The organism is Achromobacter sp. CSND-B12 (genome assembly GCF_052906545.1).
On sequence record NZ_JBREGJ010000001.1, the window covers coordinates 790804 to 806772 of the forward strand.

19 protein-coding genes are annotated in these 15969 nt (G+C 69.0%); 8 read left to right on the forward strand and 11 right to left on the reverse strand.

All coding sequences use genetic code 11. The features are described from left to right. The first annotated feature begins 140 nt into the window (after positions 1 to 140). Positions 141 to 533 (forward strand): DUF4168 domain-containing protein, encoded by a 393-nt coding sequence (locus ACUTAG_RS03560; protein WP_006386112.1) that lies wholly within the window; start codon positions 141 to 143, stop codon positions 531 to 533. A gap of 81 nt (positions 534 to 614) precedes the next feature. Further along, positions 615 to 1313: a glutathione S-transferase family protein gene (locus ACUTAG_RS03565; RefSeq protein WP_446649989.1), complete on the forward strand. Its 699-nt coding sequence runs from the start codon at positions 615 to 617 to the stop codon at positions 1311 to 1313. Positions 1314 to 1397: 84 nt separating this feature from the next. On the opposite strand, the gene ACUTAG_RS03570 is transcribed toward ACUTAG_RS03565, so the two are convergent. Next, positions 1398 to 2159 (reverse strand): ABC transporter permease, encoded by a 762-nt coding sequence (locus ACUTAG_RS03570; RefSeq protein WP_054517026.1) that lies wholly within the window; start codon positions 2157 to 2159, stop codon positions 1398 to 1400. After that, on the reverse strand, positions 2156 to 3079 hold the full coding sequence (locus tag ACUTAG_RS03575; protein WP_148318288.1) for an ABC transporter ATP-binding protein: 924 nt from the start codon (positions 3077 to 3079) through the stop codon (positions 2156 to 2158). The genes ACUTAG_RS03570 and ACUTAG_RS03575 overlap by 4 nt, the downstream gene beginning before the upstream one ends. Positions 3080 to 3271: 192 nt before the next feature. Between ACUTAG_RS03575 and ACUTAG_RS03580 the strand changes: the two genes are divergently transcribed. The 6 genes from ACUTAG_RS03580 (at position 3272) to cynS (ending at position 8678) form a co-directional block, all read left to right on the forward strand. After that, entirely contained in the window at positions 3272 to 4414 is a 1143-nt protein-coding gene (locus ACUTAG_RS03580) for a sensor histidine kinase (RefSeq protein ID WP_148318290.1), read from the forward strand. Between the two features lie 12 nt (positions 4415 to 4426). Then, positions 4427 to 5065: a response regulator gene (locus ACUTAG_RS03585; RefSeq protein ID WP_020928595.1), complete on the forward strand. Its 639-nt coding sequence runs from the start codon at positions 4427 to 4429 to the stop codon at positions 5063 to 5065. 132 nt (positions 5066 to 5197) lie between these two features. Further along, a complete protein-coding gene (locus ACUTAG_RS03590) occupies positions 5198 to 6583 on the forward strand; it encodes a CmpA/NrtA family ABC transporter substrate-binding protein (RefSeq protein ID WP_148318292.1) in 1386 nt (461 codons plus the stop codon). Continuing rightward, positions 6583 to 7425 carry a nitrate ABC transporter permease gene (gene ntrB, locus ACUTAG_RS03595; protein ID WP_058664855.1) on the forward strand — a complete coding sequence of 281 codons (843 nt, stop codon included), beginning with the start codon at positions 6583 to 6585 and terminating at the stop codon, positions 7423 to 7425. Before ACUTAG_RS03590 ends, ntrB begins: the two co-directional genes overlap by 1 nt. Before the next feature lie 5 nt (positions 7426 to 7430). Next, the gene (locus tag ACUTAG_RS03600) at positions 7431 to 8225 is read left to right on the forward strand and encodes an ABC transporter ATP-binding protein (RefSeq protein ID WP_026383044.1); all 795 of its coding nucleotides are present in this window, start codon (positions 7431 to 7433) and stop codon (positions 8223 to 8225) included. Between the two features lie 9 nt (positions 8226 to 8234). Continuing rightward, positions 8235 to 8678: a cyanase gene (cynS, locus tag ACUTAG_RS03605; protein ID WP_026383045.1), complete on the forward strand. Its 444-nt coding sequence runs from the start codon at positions 8235 to 8237 to the stop codon at positions 8676 to 8678. 32 nt (positions 8679 to 8710) lie between these two features. Here cynS and pdxK read toward each other — a convergent pair whose 3' ends face one another. The 9 genes from pdxK to ACUTAG_RS03650 form a co-directional block, all read right to left on the reverse strand. Further along, positions 8711 to 9574, reverse strand: a complete 864-nt coding sequence (pdxK, locus tag ACUTAG_RS03610; RefSeq protein ID WP_047991288.1) for a pyridoxine/pyridoxal/pyridoxamine kinase — start codon at positions 9572 to 9574, stop codon at positions 8711 to 8713. A 107-nt stretch (positions 9575 to 9681) separates the two neighbouring features. After that, positions 9682 to 10164: an RES family NAD+ phosphorylase gene (locus ACUTAG_RS03615; protein ID WP_148318294.1), complete on the reverse strand. Its 483-nt coding sequence runs from the start codon at positions 10162 to 10164 to the stop codon at positions 9682 to 9684. After that, positions 10161 to 10643, reverse strand: a complete 483-nt coding sequence (locus ACUTAG_RS03620) for an MbcA/ParS/Xre antitoxin family protein (RefSeq protein ID WP_026383047.1) — start codon at positions 10641 to 10643, stop codon at positions 10161 to 10163. The genes ACUTAG_RS03615 and ACUTAG_RS03620 overlap by 4 nt, the downstream gene beginning before the upstream one ends. Then, entirely contained in the window at positions 10576 to 11643 is a 1068-nt protein-coding gene (locus ACUTAG_RS03625) for a peptidylprolyl isomerase (RefSeq protein ID WP_024069654.1), read from the reverse strand. The genes ACUTAG_RS03620 and ACUTAG_RS03625 overlap by 68 nt, the downstream gene beginning before the upstream one ends. A 103-nt stretch (positions 11644 to 11746) precedes the next feature. Beyond that, positions 11747 to 12232 carry a YbjN domain-containing protein gene (locus ACUTAG_RS03630; RefSeq protein ID WP_148318296.1) on the reverse strand — a complete coding sequence of 162 codons (486 nt, stop codon included), beginning with the start codon at positions 12230 to 12232 and terminating at the stop codon, positions 11747 to 11749. A gap of 121 nt (positions 12233 to 12353) precedes the next feature. Further along, complete coding sequence (locus ACUTAG_RS03635; RefSeq protein ID WP_024069656.1) at positions 12354 to 13055, reverse strand: hypothetical protein; 702 nt, start codon at positions 13053 to 13055, stop codon at positions 12354 to 12356. Positions 13056 to 13059: 4 nt separating this feature from the next. Continuing rightward, positions 13060 to 14763, reverse strand: a complete 1704-nt coding sequence (locus tag ACUTAG_RS03640) for a putative porin (RefSeq protein WP_006385387.1) — start codon at positions 14761 to 14763, stop codon at positions 13060 to 13062. A gap of 36 nt (positions 14764 to 14799) precedes the next feature. After that, positions 14800 to 15522, reverse strand: coding sequence for an energy transducer TonB (locus tag ACUTAG_RS03645; RefSeq protein WP_148318298.1), 723 nt, complete (start codon positions 15520 to 15522; stop codon positions 14800 to 14802). 17 nt (positions 15523 to 15539) lie between these two features. After that, complete coding sequence (locus ACUTAG_RS03650; protein WP_006384781.1) at positions 15540 to 15959, reverse strand: ExbD/TolR family protein; 420 nt, start codon at positions 15957 to 15959, stop codon at positions 15540 to 15542. Positions 15960 to 15969 lie beyond the last annotated feature (10 nt).

The window sequence follows — 15969 nt, forward strand, 5'->3', positions numbered from 1 at the left end:
CGGCGCCTCCGGGCGCCGCCCTGCTGTGCGCGGCCGGCCCCTCGTGGCCTGCCGACACAGGAAAACACATTGCGAAACTTGAAGCCTCCCGGGGTGCCTTGCCATCATGGTCGGACATTCATCCGGAACAAGGAGGTTTCATGCCGTATTCCAAAACCGCAATCCTGTCGGCCATCATGTTGACGGCCGCGCTGTCCGGTGCCCCCGTCCTGGCGCAGAACGCCCCCGCCAGCCAGACGCCCATGGCGCCGGCAGCGGTGCAGCCCACCGACCAGCAACTGCAGCGCTTCGCCTCGGCGTCGCAGAAGGTGTCGGGCGTGGTGGACGAATACCGTCCCAAGGTCGACGCCGCCAAGACCGATGCGGACAAACAGAAAGTGATCCAGGAAGCCGACGCCAAGATGGTCAAGCTGGTGCAGGCCGATGGCCTGTCCGTGGAGGAATTCAATGGCATCGGCCAGGCCGTGCAGCAGAATCCCCAGCTCAAGGAGCGCCTGATGAAGATGGGCAAGGCTGGCGCGACGGTGCAGTAGGTCCGTCCGTCTTTCCCCGCCTGCCCTGCCGGCCGCGCCTTGGCGGTATCCTAACGGGATACTTCCAAGGAGTGCGGCATCTTGACCATCGATCTCACCCTGTATGACCTGGCCGGCGCCGATCCGACGCTGCGCTTCAGCCCCCATTGCTGGAAAACGCACATGGCGCTGGCCCACAAGGGCCTGTCCGCCAACACCGTGCCGTGGCGCTTCACCGACAAGGAAGCGATCGAATTCTCGGGCCAGAAGCTGGTGCCGGTGCTGGTGCACGGCGAGCACGTGATCAGCGATTCCTGGCAGATCGCCTGCTACCTGGAAGACACGTTCCCCGAACGCCCCTCGCTGTTCGGCGGCGACACCGGCCGCGCGCTCAGCCTGTTCGCCAACACCTGGGCCGACACCACCCTGGTGCCGACGCTGGCGCGGCTGCTGCTGCCGGAGATCCACGCCCTGATCGACGCCAAGGACAAGGACTACTTCCGCCATACCCGCGAAAAGCGCTTCGGCCCGCTCGAAGACCTGCCCGCGCTGCGGGAGGAACAACTGGCGGCCCTGCGCGCCTCGCTGCTGCCGTTGCGCCAGACGCTGGCGCGGCGGCCGTACCTGGCCGGCCAGCAGCCGGCCTATGCGGATTACGCGGTGTTCGGTTTCTTCATGTGGGCGCGCTGCACCAGCGCGCTGGAACTGCTGGCGGCCGACGATCCGGTGGCCGCGTGGCGCGAGCGGCTGCTCGATGCCCATGGCGGGCTGGCGCGCCAGGCGCCCGTGGCGGCGGCGTAGCCGGTCCGGCGCTGGCGCCAGGCGCACACGCGGGCGCCTGGCGCGGGCCGCCCCCCTGCTCCGGCGGGCGGCCGACGGACAGGCTCAGGTCTTCAGGCGATAGCCGGTCTTGAAGATCCAGCGCACCACCACCAGGCAGACGGCCAGGAACACCAGCGTCATGGCGACGCTGACCGTGACGTTGACGTCGGCCACGCCATAGAACGCCCAGCGAAAGCCGCTGACCAGGTACACCACCGGGTTGAACAGCGTCACGCCCTGCCAGAACGGCGGCAGCATCTTGATGGAATAGAAGGTGCCGCCCAGGAAGGTCAGCGGCGTGATGATCATCAGCGGAATGATCTGCAGTTTCTCGAAGCCGTCGGCCCACACGCCGATGATGAAGCCGAACAGGCTGAAGGTGACGGCGGTGAGCAGCAGGAACCCCAGCATCCAGAACGGATGCGCGATCTCGAACGGCACGAACAGGCGCGCCGTGGCCAGCATGATCAGCCCCAGGATGACGGACTTGCTGGCGGCCGCCCCGACGTAGCCGGCGACGATCTCCAGGTACGAGATGGGCGCCGAATGGATTTCGTAGATGGTGCCCGAGAAGCGCGGCATGTAGATGCCGAACGAAGCGTTGGCCACGCTCTGGGTCAACAGCGACAGCATGATCAGGCCCGGCACGATGAAGGCGCCGTAGCTGACGCCGTCGATCTGCACCATGTGCGAACCGATGGCCGAGCCGAACACCACGAAGTACAGCGAGGTGGAAATGACCGGCGACAGCACGCTCTGCATCAGCGTGCGCCAGGCGCGGGCCATTTCGAAGCGGTAGATGGCGCGGATTGCGTAGAAATTCATGATTGTCCGTGCACCAGGCTGACGAAGATTTCCTCGAGCGAGCTTTCCGAGGAGTTGAGGTCGGTGAATTCGATGTCCAGCTCGGTCAGGCGCCGCAGCAGGCCGGAGATCTGGCCGCCGCCCTGGTTGTCGTAGGTGTAGACCAGCTGGCGGCCGTCGGCCGACATTTCCAGGTGGAACGGCTCCAGCGCGGTGGGGATACCCGGCAGCGGCGCCTTCAGCGTCAGCGTCAGGCGGCGCTTGCCCAGCTTGGTCATGAGGGCGTTCTTTTCCTCGACCAAGATGATCTCGCCCTTGCGGATCACGCCCACGCGGTCGGCCATTTCCTGGGCTTCCTCGATGTAGTGGGTGGTCAGGATGATGGTGACGCCGTTCTCGCGCAGGCGCCGCACCATCTCCCACATGCCGCGCCGCAATTCGACGTCGACGCCGGCGGTGGGCTCGTCCAGGAACAGGATCTTGGGTTCGTGCGACAGCGCCTTGGCGATCATCACGCGCCGCTTCATGCCGCCGGACAGGGCCATGATACGGCTGTCCTTCTTGTCCCACAGCGACAGGTCGCGCAGCACCTTCTCGATGTACTCGGGATTGGCCGGCTTGCCGAACAGGCCGCGGCTGAAGGTGACCGTGTTCCACACGCTTTCGAAGGCGTCGGTGGAGATCTCCTGCGGCACCAGGCCGATGGCGCTGCGGGCGGCGCGGTAGTCAGTGAGGATGTCGTGGCCGTCGGCCAGCACCCGGCCCTCGGTCGGGTTGACGATGCCGCAGATGATGCTGATGAGCGTGGTCTTGCCGGCGCCGTTGGGGCCGAGCAAGGCGAAGATCTCGCCGCGTTGGATTTCCAGGTCGACGCTCTTGAGCGCCTGGAATCCCGAGGCGTATCGCTTGGATAGCCCTTGAACTGAAATGACCGGCTGCACTCTGGCTCCCAGCGTGGTGGACAACCGGTGATTTTACCTGCCTGCCGCGGGTGACTTGTTCGGCCTGGTGGAACGGTGTGTTTGATAAATACGATAAACGCGCCGGCCTGCCGTACACTGCCCGGAAAGGAAAAACAGGGCGGAAACCGCCCGAACCAGGGGAATCGGGCCGGCCAGGCCCGTCTAAAGGCTATGTTCGCGGATCTGAAACATCTGTCGCACCACGCGGCCTGGCGCCGCCAGCTGGAAATGTTGCTGGAGTCGGCCGGCGAGGGCATCTACGGCATCGACCTGCGCGGCCGCTGCATCTTCATCAACGGCGCCGGCGCCGCCATGCTGGGCTACACCCCCGACGAGGTGGTGGGCCGCAACATGCATTACCTGATCCATCATTCCCACGCCGACCGCAGCCTGATGCCGGTGCACGATTGCCGCATCTTCAAGGCCTTCCGCGACGGCCGCGGCGAACGGGTCGACGACGAGGTGCTGTGGCGCCGCGACGGCTCCTGCTTCGACGCCCAGTACGCCTCGTATCCGATCCGCAACGACCAGGAGGTGGTGGGCGCGGTGGTGACGTTTTCGGACATCAGCGCGCGCAAGCGCATCGAGCGCGAGCTGCAAGCCACCCGGGCGCAACTGGAAGCGCGGGTGCAGGTGCGCACCGCCGAACTCAGCGCCGCCCATGAGTCGCTGCGGCGGCTGGCCTCGCACCTGAGCACGCTGCGCGAGCAGGAACGCGCCCACATCGCCCGCAATATCCACGACGACCTGGGCGCCTCGTTCACCGCGCTGCAACTGGACCTGAACTGGCTGCGCCGGCAACTGGCGGGCGAGCCGCCCTTGCAGGCCCACCTGGACCGCATGCTGGAGGTGACCCAGACGGCCATGGACGCCACCCGCCGCATCCTCAACGACCTGCGGCCGGTGGTGCTGGACCACCTGGGCCTGTGGGCGGCGCTGGAAACGCTGCTGCAGGACCTGCAGGCGCGCAGCGGGCTGCGCTGCCGCTACCTGTGCCCGCCCGACACCGAAAGCCGCCGCCTGGCGCCCGAGGCGGAAATCGCCGTCTACCGCATCGTGCAGGAACTGCTGACCAATGTGCAGCGCCACGCGCGGGCCCGCAGCGTCAGCGTCAGCGCGGTCTGGGGCGAGGATGGCCTGCTGCTGGAAGTGGAAGACGACGGCGTGGGCATGCGGTTGCCCGAGACGCGCCAGACCTTCGGCATCCTGGGCATGCGCGAACGGGCCCGCGCCATCGGCGGCGACCTGGAGCTGGACAGCGCGCCCGGCGCCGGCCTGTGCGCCCGCCTGCGCCTGAACCCGCAAGCGGCCTGAGGAGACGACGCCATGCCTCTGAACCTGCTGATCGTCGACGACCACCTCATCATCCGCCGCGGCCTGGCCCGCATCCTGCAGGAAGACCCGCGCGTGGGCCTGGTGCGGGAGGCCGCCGACGCCCCCGCCGCCCTGCGCGCGCTGCGCCAGGAGCCCTTCGACGCGATGGTGCTGGACGTGGCGCTGGGCGAGCGCGACGGCCTGGACGTGCTCAAGACGGTGCGCGCCGACCATCCGGCGCTGGGCGTGGTGATGCTGTCGGTCTATCCGGAATCGCAGTTCGCGGTGCGGGCCCTGCGCGCCGGCGCCCATGCCTATCTGAACAAAGGCTGCGATCCGGACGAGCTGCTGGCGGCGCTCATCAATGCCGCCGCCGGCCGGATGTACGTGACGCCGACCGTTGCCGAACTGCTGGCGCACACCGTGCGCCAGGACAGCACCCGGCCGCCGCACGAGCTGCTGTCCAACCGCGAATTCCAGGTGCTGCAGTTGCTGGCGGCTGGCAAATCGGTGTCGGCCATCGGCGAGCAACTGGCGCTGTCGGTGAACACCATTTCCACCTACCGCGCCCGCATCTTCGAGAAGCTGGGCGTGCGCACGCTGGTCGAGCTGGTGGACTATGCCCGCGCGCACCACCTGGGTGCGCGCTGAGCGCCACGCGCACCGGCCCGGCGCGGCCGCGCACCGTGTAGTGCGCCCCCTACACGGATATCGTCGAACCGGCGATACCGGGCGCCGGCGGCGCGCCCCAAGATGGAGGCATTCCGAACCCTGGAGGCCTCCATGTCCCTGTTCAGCAATCCGTTCGATCCCGCCAGCCGCCTGGCCTGCGCCTGCGGCCGCCATGCCTCTCAGGCCGAGCACGCGCGCGCGGCGGCGGGCGGCCAGGAGGCCCGCGCAGGCGCGGCGTCCGGCGACGCCGCCTTTGACCGCGCCGTTGAAGGCGCCGTCATGCGCGCCCTGTTCCCGCAGGACCCGCTGCGCCGCCGCTTCCTGCGCGCGGTCGGCGGGGGCACGGCCATGGCCGCCGTCGCCGCGCTGTTCCCGCTGGCGGCCGCCAAGGAGGCCTTTGCCCAATCCGCCGGCCCGCTGGAGAAGCAGAAGCTGAAGGTGGGCTTCATCCCCATCACCTGCGCCACGCCCATCATCATAGCGCACCCGATGGGGTTCTATGGCAAGCAGGGGCTGGACGTGGAAGTGGTCAAGACCGCCGGCTGGGCGCTCATCCGCGACAAGGCCATGTCCGGCGAGTACGACGCCGCGCACATGCTGTCGCCCATGCCGCTGGCCATCTCGCTGGGCGTGGGCGCCAGCCGCGCCGTGCCATGGACCATGCCCGCCGTGGAGAACATCAACGGCCAGGCCATCACCCTGTCCATGAAGCACAAGGACCGGCGCGATCCGAAGGACTGGAAGGGCTTCAAGTTCGCGGTGCCGTTCGACTATTCCATGCACAACTACCTGTTGCGCTACTACCTGGCCGAACATGGCCTGGATCCGGACACCGACGTGCAGATCCGTTCCGTGCCGCCGCCCGAAATGGTGGCCAACCTGCGCGCCGACAACATCGACGGATTCCTGGCGCCGGACCCGGTCAACCAGCGCGCGGTCTATGACGGCGTGGGCTTCATCCACACCCTGTCCAAGGCCATCTGGGACGGCCATCCGTGCTGCGCGTTCTCGGCCAGCCGCGAATTCGTGACCGCCCAGCCCAATACCTACCAGGCCCTGCTCAAGGCCATCATCGAGGCCACCGCCTACGCCCGCGACCCGGCCCACCGCAAGGAGATTGCCGCAGCCATCGCCGCGCCCAACTACCTGAACCAGCCGGTCACGGTGGTGGAACAGGTGCTGACCGGCACCTACGCCGACGGCCTGGGCAACGTGCTCAAGGACCCGCAGCGCATCGACTTCGATCCCATGCCGTGGGGCTCGTTCGCGGTGTGGATCCTGACGCAGATGAAGCGTTGGGGCCAGATAAAAGGCGATGTCGACTATCAGAAAGTCGCCAACGAGGTGTTCCTGGCGACCGACGCGCTGCGCCTGATGCGCGAGGCCGGCCTGACCCCGCCCGCCGACGCCGCCAAGACCTTCAGCGTGATGGGCAAGCCCTTCGATCCGACCCAGCCCGAGGCCTACCTGGCCGGCTTCAAGATCCGGAGGAGCTGATGCGGGCCGTGCAACCCTGGCGGGCGACCTTCCTGTCCGTCATCCTGTTCCTGCTGTTCCTGCTGCTGTGGCACGTCGCCACCCGCCCAGCCGCCGGCGGGGCGACCGTCGATCCGGCCTATGCGGCGCTGGTTGGCAACGCCGCCGCCAGCGGCTCGCAGACGCCCTTCCCCGGCCCGGCCGAGGTCGGCGCCCGATTGTGGCAGCACCTGCGCGATCCGTTCTACGACCGCGGCCCCAACGACAAGGGCATCGGCATCCAGCTGGCGTATTCGGTGGCGCGGGTGCTGACCGGCTTCCTGCTGGCGGCGCTGGTGGCGATTCCGCTGGGATTCCTGATCGGCATGTCCAGGACCGTCTACCGCGCCTTCGACCCGTTCATCCAGGTGCTCAAGCCGATCTCGCCGCTGGCCTGGATGCCGCTGGCGCTGTACACCATCAAGGACGCCGACACCTCCGCCATCTTCGTGATCTTCATCTGCTCGCTGTGGCCGATGCTGGTGAACACGGCATTCGGCGTGGGCGCCGTGCGGCAGGACTGGCTGAACGTGGCGCGCACGCTGGAAGTGTCGCGGCTGCGCACCGCCCTGCAGGTGATCCTGCCGGCGGCCGCGCCCACCATCATGACCGGCATGCGCATCTCGGTCGGCATCGCCTGGCTGGTGATCGTGGCGGCCGAAATGCTGATCGGCGGCACCGGCATCGGCTACTTCGTCTGGAACGAATGGAACAACCTGTCCATCGCCAACATCATCTGCGCCATCCTCTTCATCGGGTTGATCGGCATGCTGCTGGACACCGTGCTGGCGCGCGCCGCGCGGCTGGTCAGCTACCGGGAGTGAACGCCATGAGCCCACCCTTTCTGCAAGTGCAGGCGCTGGCCAAGCGCTACCCGGGCCGCGACGGCCGGCCGGCGGCGCCGGTGTTCGAGAACATCGACTTCGACATCGAACAGGGCCAGTTCGTCTGCGTGATCGGCCATTCGGGCTGCGGCAAGACCACCATCCTGAACATCCTGGCCGGCATCGACGAGGCCAGCGAAGGCGTCGTCATCATGGACGGGCGCGAGATCGCCGGCCCGTCGCTGGCGCGCGGCGTGGTGTTCCAGGCGCACGCCCTGCTGCCCTGGCTGAGCGCGCTGCAGAACGTCGAATTCGGCGTGCGTTCGCGCTGGCCGGCCTATTCCCGCGCCCAGGTGCGCGAGCACAGCCTGCGCTACCTGGACATGGTCGGCCTGGCCCGCGCCGCCGACAAGAAGCCGTGCGAGCTGTCGGGCGGCATGAAGCAGCGCGTGGGCATCGCCCGCGCCTTCGCCATCCAGCCGCGCATGCTGCTGCTGGACGAACCCTTCGGCGCGCTCGACGCGCTGACGCGCGGCACCATCCAGGACGAACTGCGCGCCATCGTGCAGGAAACCCGCCAGACCGTCTTCATGATCACGCACGACGTGGACGAGGCCATCCTGCTGTCGGACCGCATCCTGCTGATGAGCGCGGGCCCCCATGCCCGCATCGCCGAGTCGGTCGAGGTGGACCTGCCGCGCGGCCGCACCCGCGCCAGCCTGCACCACGAGCCGCGCTATTACGAAATCCGCAACCATCTCGTCGACTTCCTGGTCGACAAGGCTTCCCACAAGGAGTGAACCCCCATGATGTCCCGCGCCGAAGTCACCGAACTGATCGTCACCCGCCGCCTGGAAAAGAAGCTGTCCTGGGCCGCCATCGCCGAGGCCGTCGGCCAGAGCAAGGAATGGACCACCGCCGCGCTGCTGGGCCAGATGACCCTGACCGAGCAACAGGCCCTGGCCGTCGCCCGCCTGCTGGACCTGCCCGCCGACGCGGTGGTGCAACTGCAGGTGGTGCCCTACAAGGGCTCGCTGCCCACCACGGTGCCCACCGACCCGCTGATCTACCGCTTCTATGAACTGATCAACGTCTACGGCACCACGTTCAAGGCGCTCATCAACGAGGAGTTCGGCGACGGCATCATGAGCGCCATCGACTTCAAGATGGACCTGACGCGCGAGGCCGACCCCAAGGGCGACCGCGTGCAGATCGTGATGAGCGGCAAGTTCCTGCCTTACAAGACGTATTGAAGCGGCCGGGCGGGCGCAACGGCCCGCCCGCGTCAGCCTTCCACCGCCAGTTCTTCCCAGCCCAGGTCGCGGGTGCGGGCCAGGGCGCCGGTCACCGCCGCCGCCGCGTCACGCGCCGCGTCTTCCAGCGCATCGCCGGCCAGCAGCCGGGTGGTGATGGCCGCCATGAACACGTCGCCGGTGCCGTGCACCGACGGCGGGATGGCGATCTCGGGATGGCTCAGCACCACGCAGTCGTCGCGCGTGACCACCGCCAGCTGCAGCGTGCCGGGCGCGGCCGTCTGCGGCGCGGCGCTGGTCACCACGATCCACTCCGGCCCTTCGGCGATCAGTTCGCGCGCGGCCGCCGCCACCTCGTCGATCGAGGCCAGCGGCCGGCCCACCATCTGCTCCAGCTCGAAATGGTTGGGGGTCATGCCATGGGCGTGCGGCACCAGCTTGCGGCGATACTGCGCCACCAGCCCGGCGTCCACATACAGGCCATCGTTGCGGTCGCCCATGACCGGATCGATATGCACCCGCAGCTCGGGCCGCGCGGCCCGCAGCCCGCGCAGCCAGTCCGCCAGCAGGTCGGCCTGGCCGGGCTGGCCCAGGTAGCCGCAGACCACGACGCGCGCCACCGCGGTCACACCGCGCTCGTCCAGCCCGCGCAGCAGGCCCTGGAACCAGTCCAGCGGCACCGCGCCGCCGTGCAGCGTGGGATAGTGCGGGGTATTGCTCAGAATGACCGTGGGCAGCGCGACGGCCCGCAGCCCGGCCTGGCGGAATATCGGCATGGCGGCGTTGTTGCCGACGCAGCCATAGACGACCTGGGATTGGATGGAAACGACGTCGACCCGCGCGGTCACGGCGGGCAGCGCTGCGCCGGGCGTCGGGGCAGCGGGAATGGCGGTCATACGGAAGGCTCCTGCGGACAGAGACGGGATGCGCCCTATTCTATGCCCAGCCGCCCCCCTCTTGCCGGCGGCAGGCCCCGCCGCCGCCAGGGCCGCCGCCCTTCCCGTCAGTCCGGCGCGGCGGCCAGCCAGCCGGCCCCGTCCAGCACCGCGCCGTCGATGCCGGCCAGGTGCGGCGCGAACGGGTAGCCCAGCGATGAGACGATCTGGCACTGCGCCAGCTGTGGGTGATCGGCGTTCAGCAGGTACTGGCAACTGCCGGCCGCCGACGGCACCTTCAGCAGCAAGGTATCGCCGCGCGCCAGCCAGGCGTTGCCGAAGGCGCGCGAGGCCTGCAGGTCGGTCTGCCAGCCGGCCGGCGGGCGCGGTTCGGCCACGGCGGCCACCGGCACCCGCACTTCCAGCAGGAAGTAGTTGCGCGGCAGGGCGCGTGGATGCGCCACCTCGGCCTGCGCCAGGCGCGCGAACACGGCGGCGGCGGGGGTGGCGTCCAGCACCACCACCGCCGCGCCGACGGCATGCCAGCGGCCCGGGGGGCGGGCGCGCGGCATCAGGTCCTGGCTGTTGCTCAAGCGCCAGAGCGCGGTCATGGGCCGTTTCCTTCATCGATGTTGATCAGCCACTGTTCGATCAGCACGGCGTAGCGGCCGTGCTGGCACAGCAGCAACGGCACCCGGCCATGCAGCCGGCGCTTGGGGCTGCAGAGCCAGCGCCGCGCATCTTCCACGCCGCCGAACACCAGCTCGGCCAGCCACGCCACCCGTAACGCCCGGTACAGCACGCGCAGGTCGGCCAGGTCCAGGCTGTGGTCGCGCAGCGGATCGCGCGGCCGGCCGGGTTCGACCCGCGGCACCAGCGCCAGCCAGTGCAGCAGCTCGCCGGCGAACGCCACGCGCAACGACTGCAACAGCGCGGCCGCGCACTGCAGGCTGGCGGGCGGCCCGGACTGGCCCAGGGCCTGGCTGAGCCGCGCCTCCAGCGCCGCCGCGATGCCGCCCGGCTCAGGGAGCGCGGGCGGCGACGGCGGGCTGGGCCGTCGTGGCAGCCGCGGTTTGGTCGAAGGCGGCATTGAGGGCCGCGCCATCAATGCTGACGGTTCCTGCATTCAGCAACCCCTCCAGGTAAGCCCTCGCCGCCAGTTCCTGGCGTTGGGTCCGCAACGCGGCACGCAACTCATCCTTGACCTGCTCGTACGGCGCCACACTGGCCGCGCGCAGATCCACCAGTTTCAGAATATGGAAGCCCGCCGCCGACTGCACCGGCGCCGCGACCTCGCCCGCCTTGAGCTGTTCGATCACGGGCCGCATTTCCGGCGTCAGCTGCGCCAGCGGCACGTAGCCGATGTCGCCGCCCTGCGCGCGGGTCGAGGCGTCCTGCGAATGGCTCCTGGCCAGCGCGGCGAAATCGGCCTTGGGCGCCTGGGCGCGCTTGACCAGGTCCAGCGCCTGCTTGCGCGCGGCCGCCACCGCGTCGCCGTCGCCCGGCGCCGCCGGCAGGAAGATCTGGCTGACGCGGTACAACGCCGGCTGCGCCAGCTGCGGCTTGGCGCGCTCGTAGGCGGCCCGCAGGTCGGCTTCGGCCGGGTAGTCGTCAGGCGCGCGGCTGACCGAATCCAGGTAGGTCTGCAGCACGATGCGCTCCTGCGCCGCCTGGAAGGCGCGCTTGAGCTCGGGGCGCTCCTGCCAGCCCTGGGCGCGGGCCTGCTCGACCAGCGCCTTCTCGGCCAGGCGGGCGCGCAGCCACTGGTCCAGCCCGGCGCGGTTGCCCTTGAGCTGGGCGCGGGCCTCGGGCGGCAGCGCCTCCAGCTGGCGCACCAGTTCGTCGCGGTCCACCTGCACCGCGCCCAGGGTGGCCACGGCCGGCGCCTTGGCCGGGGCCGGCTGGGCGGCGGCGGCGGCCGGAGCCGCGCCCTTTTCCGGCGCGGCCGCCGCCTTGGCGGGCACGGGACTGGATTCGCTGCTCTGCGCCGGGCTGCCGCGCATCAGCGCCACCGCGCCGGCCAGCACCGCGATCAGCAGCACCGCGGCGGTCACGCGCAGCCGCGCGGGCTGATTGGAAAGAATGTTCATGGTCGGAACCTCGCTTGCTTGGATGCGCCATTCGCCGCCACGGCGGCCTGGGGGTTGGGGACATTGCCGTCCCGAACGCCAGGCGCCGGGCCTGGCGGAAGGATCAGTTCAGCGCCTCGGTGGCGGCGTCCTGCCGCGGTTCAACGGCGTCGGTATCGGCGCCGGCTTCGGCGCTGGCGTTGGCGCGCAGGAACAACAGGAATTCCTGCAGCAGGCGATCCCACAGTTCGGCGGTGGCGCGCAGGTAGTTCTCGGACACGCCGCCGGCCAGGATCACGTCCAGTTCCAGCACCAGGAACACGCCCTGCACCGTCAGGCGGGCGAAGCGCTTTTCGACGTTCCAGCGCTCGGCCAGTCCGGGCGGCAGTTCGCCCTGCACGCGCAGCGCGCAGCTCAGCGTGTAGTCCAGGTAGCTGCCGGGTTCGACGGCGGGGTTGCCCATGCGCGCGGCAAAGCCCACGCCCTGGCTGGCGCTCAGCAGTTGCACCATGCCGTTCTGCTCGGACACGGTGACGCGATAGCCCGCGGATTGCAGCAGTTCCTGCAGGCGTTCGGCGTTCACGTCGCGAATCAGGCTGGAGTCGGTCATTACAGTCATTCCTAGGTAAAAGAGATCAATTCAGAGAGATCAATTCAGAGAGATCGGTTCGCAAGCAAAGCCGTTCATTACAGTCTCCCTGCATGAAAGAGATAAGACAGCGCCTGGACGCTCAGGGTTGGGCCGCCGGCGCCGCCGGCGCTGTCGCGCCGACCTGCGCGTCGTACAGCTTGTCGCCATACGCCTGCGCCTGCTCCTCGAACTTGACGCGCGCGCTGCCGGCGAACGGCTGTTTCATGGCCAGGATGCCGCCGGTGCCAATGCGTTCGTAGGCGTTCAGGATTTCCTTGCCGGCCTCGTACATCTCGCGGTTCTTGGCGATGCAGGCCTTGGCCTCGGTGTCGCGCTGCGCCAGGGTGCGGGCCAGCGTCTGCCGTTCCGCCTCCTTGGCGCGCGACAGCGTCAACAGCTCGTCGTAGGCGCCCTTGAACTTGCCCAGCTGGGCGTGGCTGGCGGCCACCTGCGCCTGGGCGCTTTCCATCACGGCCTCCTGCTGCCCGGCCAGCTTCTCGGCCTGGCCCTTGGCGCTCGCCAGCTGGCTGCGCAAGGCGGCCAGTTCTTTCTGGGCGGCGTCGCGCTGCGCTTCGGCCGCGGCCTTGGCGGCGTTGACCTGGGCCTGCTCGCTTTGCAGCTGCTGCAGTTGCTGGGTGGTGCTGCGCAACTGGGCGCGCAGGCGCTCTTCCATGCTCTCGGCCTGCGCCGGCAGCGCCACGCTCAGGCCCGCGGCGCACAGGGCCGCGGCGGCGGCCAGCCGCCGGCCGCGTTCCCGCGCCCGCGGCTGGCGCGATTCATCCCACAAGGTATGCATGTCCATGGCCTCAGAACCTGGCGTTGATCTCGAACTGCATGGTGTCGATGGACAGCGGCGCGCCGTAGATCTCGCGCGTGCTCATCCAGCGCAGGACGCCGTACACGTTCTTGTCGAAGGCGTAGCCGCCGCCGATGTAGTAGCCGCGGGCGTTGGTGCCGCCCTGGTGGAACGACGAATCGTTGAAGGCGTCGGGCAGCGCATCCGGCTGGATGTACTTGTAGCCGACGAAGGCCAGCCAGTCGCCCTTCTCCTTCAGGTCGTACGACCGGCCCAGCGTGGCCTGCAGCATCCAGGCGTTGGGACCGCTCTCGACATCGCCGTTCTCGCCGAAGTTGTTGACGATGTTGCCTTGCGAGCGGTTCATCATCTTGCTCTTGCTGTAGGCCAGGTTGCGGATGTAGTTGGCGTTCACGCGCAGGCCCAGGCCGTTGAACACGCGCGTGTCCCAGCGCAGGTTCACGTCGAGCAGGTCGAACTTGGACGCCAGGCCGACGTACTGCGGCTGCGGCGTGTTGGCCGGATCCTGCGGGTTGGAGGTGATATCGCGCAGCAGGAACAGGGTGTTGCCCTTCTGCATGAAGGCCGGGCGCGACCAGTCGGTGTCGCAGTTTTCCTGGCCGGCCCACGGCGAGCAGGGGCTGGAGCGCTTGCCGGCGATGTTGTCGAAGTGATAGTAGGCCAGCGCGCCGCGCAGGCTGTTGCGGCTGTCGATCTTCCAGTCGGCGCCGGCCTGGGCGGCCAGCAGCCACTTGTCTTCGCTCTTGCCTTCCGAGAACGACGACGAGTTCCAGCCGTTCGAGCCGTACTCGGTCGAAAACGCGCCCAGGGTGCCGAACAGGGTCACGTCGCGGCCTTCCAGCGGGTGCTTGAAGATCGCGGCGACGCCGTCGAAGTTCAGGTCGTTCGAGAACAGCATGTCGGTGGACTCGAACGGATTGGCGATGCGGCCACCCGTCACCGTGGCCCACTTGGCGGGACGGTAGGTCAGGTAGGCCTGGTCCAGCCAGATGTCCTTCTTGCCCATGCCGCCGCCCAGCGTCTGGGTGGTCGAGACCGGGCTGTCGTCGCTGCCGGTGGCCAGGCGGATGCCGGCCGTCCACGCTTCCGAGATGTCGGCGCGCACGCCCAGGCGGGCGCGCACGCGCAGCTGGTTGCGGCGGTCCTCGCGCGTGTTCAGCATCGGCGGATAGTTGCCGTTGGTGTTGCGGTTCAGGTCGTACGGCCCCTTGGCGTTGAGCTTGGCGAAATCGACGATTTCGTTGCTGTTGCCGCCCGAGTACAGGCGCGACTCGTCGCGCACGCGCACGTCGCCATCGATGGTGATGCGCGAAACCCAGTCGGGGAACGTGTTGGGCTGGGCCCAGTTCTCTTCCTTGGCCTGCACCATCACTTCGGCCTTGACCTCGTCGCGGATCTGGTCGCGCACGGTCTGCGGGATGTACGGCACGCGCACGTCGCCCGCCTGGGCCACGGCGGCGCCGCGATCCTGCGGCGCGGCGCGGGCGGCCTTGGCTTCGGCTTCGGCCTGGGCCACCAGGGCGTCGGCCTGCTCCGGCTTGAGCACGCCCTGCTGCACCAGCAGGCGGATCAGGTTGATGGTGGCGTTTTCGGACGGGGCGGGCGCGGCGTTGGCCGTGACCGGCAACGCGGCGGCGGCGCCCGCCGCGGCCAGGGCCAGCGATGCCGCCAACCGGTTCAATTGGAACTTCATTCTCTTGGCACTCCAGGATCGGTTCAATTCAGCACTTCAGGGAGAGGGACGGCGACCCGTCACCAGGATTCGCATCGGCATGCCCATGGAGGCGGGCGGCCGCTCGTCGATACGGGGCACGGCGCGCAACGTCTCCACCACGCGGGCATCGATCTCGGCGTCGGCGCCGGCGCGACCCAGCGACACGCGCGTGATCTTTCCGTCGGCGTCGAACCAGATGTCCACATACGTGCGGAAACTCAGATTGCGGGTGCGGTCGTCCTGGCTCAGGATCTTCTGCAGCGCGTAGGCGACGTACTGGTTGTAGGTGCCGTTGCCACCGCGCCCTCCTCCGCCGCCGGCCATGCCCTTGCCCTGGCCGGCGCCGATGTTGAACGCGTCGGTGCCGGCCTGGGCATCGCCATCGATCTGCATCGGGTTGGCCAGGTCGTCGGCCGGGCGCGGCGGCGCCTCGTCCTGCGGCTTGGGCGGTTCGGGCGTGGGCTGCGGCTCGGGCTCGGGCTCGGGCGGCGCCACCGGCTCTTCCTTGGGCGGCTCGGGCTCGGGCGGCTTTTCCGGCTCGGGCGGCGGCGGAGGCGGCGGCGGCAGCGGGATGATCGCGGTGGCCTTGGGCGCCTCGCGGCGCACCCCGGCCATGTCGTTGGCCCAGCGCCATAGCGCGTAGGCCGCCGCGATCAGCGCCACCGCGACCGCGGCCAGCTTGAGCCAGCGGCGCGCGGGGTGCGGCGTGCGCGGGGAATCGGATGCGTGTTGCGGCATGACGGTCGCCTCGGCTCCTATCGCGGCTTGCCGGTGACCAGCCCGACCTGGGCCAGTTCCAGCCGGCGCAGCAGGTCCAGCACTTCCACCACTTTCTGGTACTGCACGGCGGAGTCGCCGCGCACGATCACCGGAAAGTCCGGGTTCAACGCTTTTTCCGTGCGCAGCCGGTCTTCCAGCTCGGGGAGGGTCACCGGATAGGCGTCCAGGAACACCTGGCCCGCGTCGTTGACGGAAATCGCCTTCGTCTTGGGCTGCGACAGGGCGATGGACGAACTGGCCTTGGGCAGGTTGACCTTGATGCCGGCGATCTGCGCCGTGGCGGTCAGGATGAACATGACCAGCACGACCATGAGCACGTCGACCAGCGGCGTGATGTTGATGCCGTCGACGGGCGCGTCGTCATCGTCGTCCTGGGATGCGGATACGGAAGCCATGGGGGTCGTC

Bases quoted from the DNA above. Each gene is read 5' to 3' on its own strand.
- ntrB (WP_058664855.1), top strand. From the start codon at position 6,583: ATGCGGGCCGTGCAACCCTGGCGGGCGACCTTCCTGTCCGTCATCCTG.
- ACUTAG_RS03635 (WP_024069656.1), bottom strand. From the start codon at position 13,055: ATGGACATGCATACCTTGTGGGATGAATCGCGCCAGCCGCGGGCGCGG.
- ACUTAG_RS03640 (WP_006385387.1), bottom strand. From the start codon at position 14,763: ATGAAGTTCCAATTGAACCGGTTGGCGGCATCGCTGGCCCTGGCCGCG.
- ACUTAG_RS03630 (WP_148318296.1), bottom strand. From the start codon at position 12,232: ATGACCGACTCCAGCCTGATTCGCGACGTGAACGCCGAACGCCTGCAG.
- ACUTAG_RS03580 (WP_148318290.1), top strand. From the start codon at position 3,272: ATGTTCGCGGATCTGAAACATCTGTCGCACCACGCGGCCTGGCGCCGC.
- ACUTAG_RS03645 (WP_148318298.1), bottom strand. From the start codon at position 15,522: ATGCCGCAACACGCATCCGATTCCCCGCGCACGCCGCACCCCGCGCGC.
- ACUTAG_RS03585 (WP_020928595.1), top strand. From the start codon at position 4,427: ATGCCTCTGAACCTGCTGATCGTCGACGACCACCTCATCATCCGCCGC.
- ACUTAG_RS03615 (WP_148318294.1), bottom strand. From the start codon at position 10,164: ATGACCGCGCTCTGGCGCTTGAGCAACAGCCAGGACCTGATGCCGCGC.
- pdxK (WP_047991288.1), bottom strand. From the start codon at position 9,574: ATGACCGCCATTCCCGCTGCCCCGACGCCCGGCGCAGCGCTGCCCGCC.
- ACUTAG_RS03590 (WP_148318292.1), top strand. From the start codon at position 5,198: ATGTCCCTGTTCAGCAATCCGTTCGATCCCGCCAGCCGCCTGGCCTGC.
- ACUTAG_RS03600 (WP_026383044.1), top strand. From the start codon at position 7,431: ATGAGCCCACCCTTTCTGCAAGTGCAGGCGCTGGCCAAGCGCTACCCG.
- ACUTAG_RS03570 (WP_054517026.1), bottom strand. From the start codon at position 2,159: ATGAATTTCTACGCAATCCGCGCCATCTACCGCTTCGAAATGGCCCGC.
- ACUTAG_RS03560 (WP_006386112.1), top strand. From the start codon at position 141: ATGCCGTATTCCAAAACCGCAATCCTGTCGGCCATCATGTTGACGGCC.
- cynS (WP_026383045.1), top strand. From the start codon at position 8,235: ATGTCCCGCGCCGAAGTCACCGAACTGATCGTCACCCGCCGCCTGGAA.
- ACUTAG_RS03620 (WP_026383047.1), bottom strand. From the start codon at position 10,643: ATGCCGCCTTCGACCAAACCGCGGCTGCCACGACGGCCCAGCCCGCCG.
- ACUTAG_RS03650 (WP_006384781.1), bottom strand. From the start codon at position 15,959: ATGGCTTCCGTATCCGCATCCCAGGACGACGATGACGACGCGCCCGTC.
- ACUTAG_RS03625 (WP_024069654.1), bottom strand. From the start codon at position 11,643: ATGAACATTCTTTCCAATCAGCCCGCGCGGCTGCGCGTGACCGCCGCG.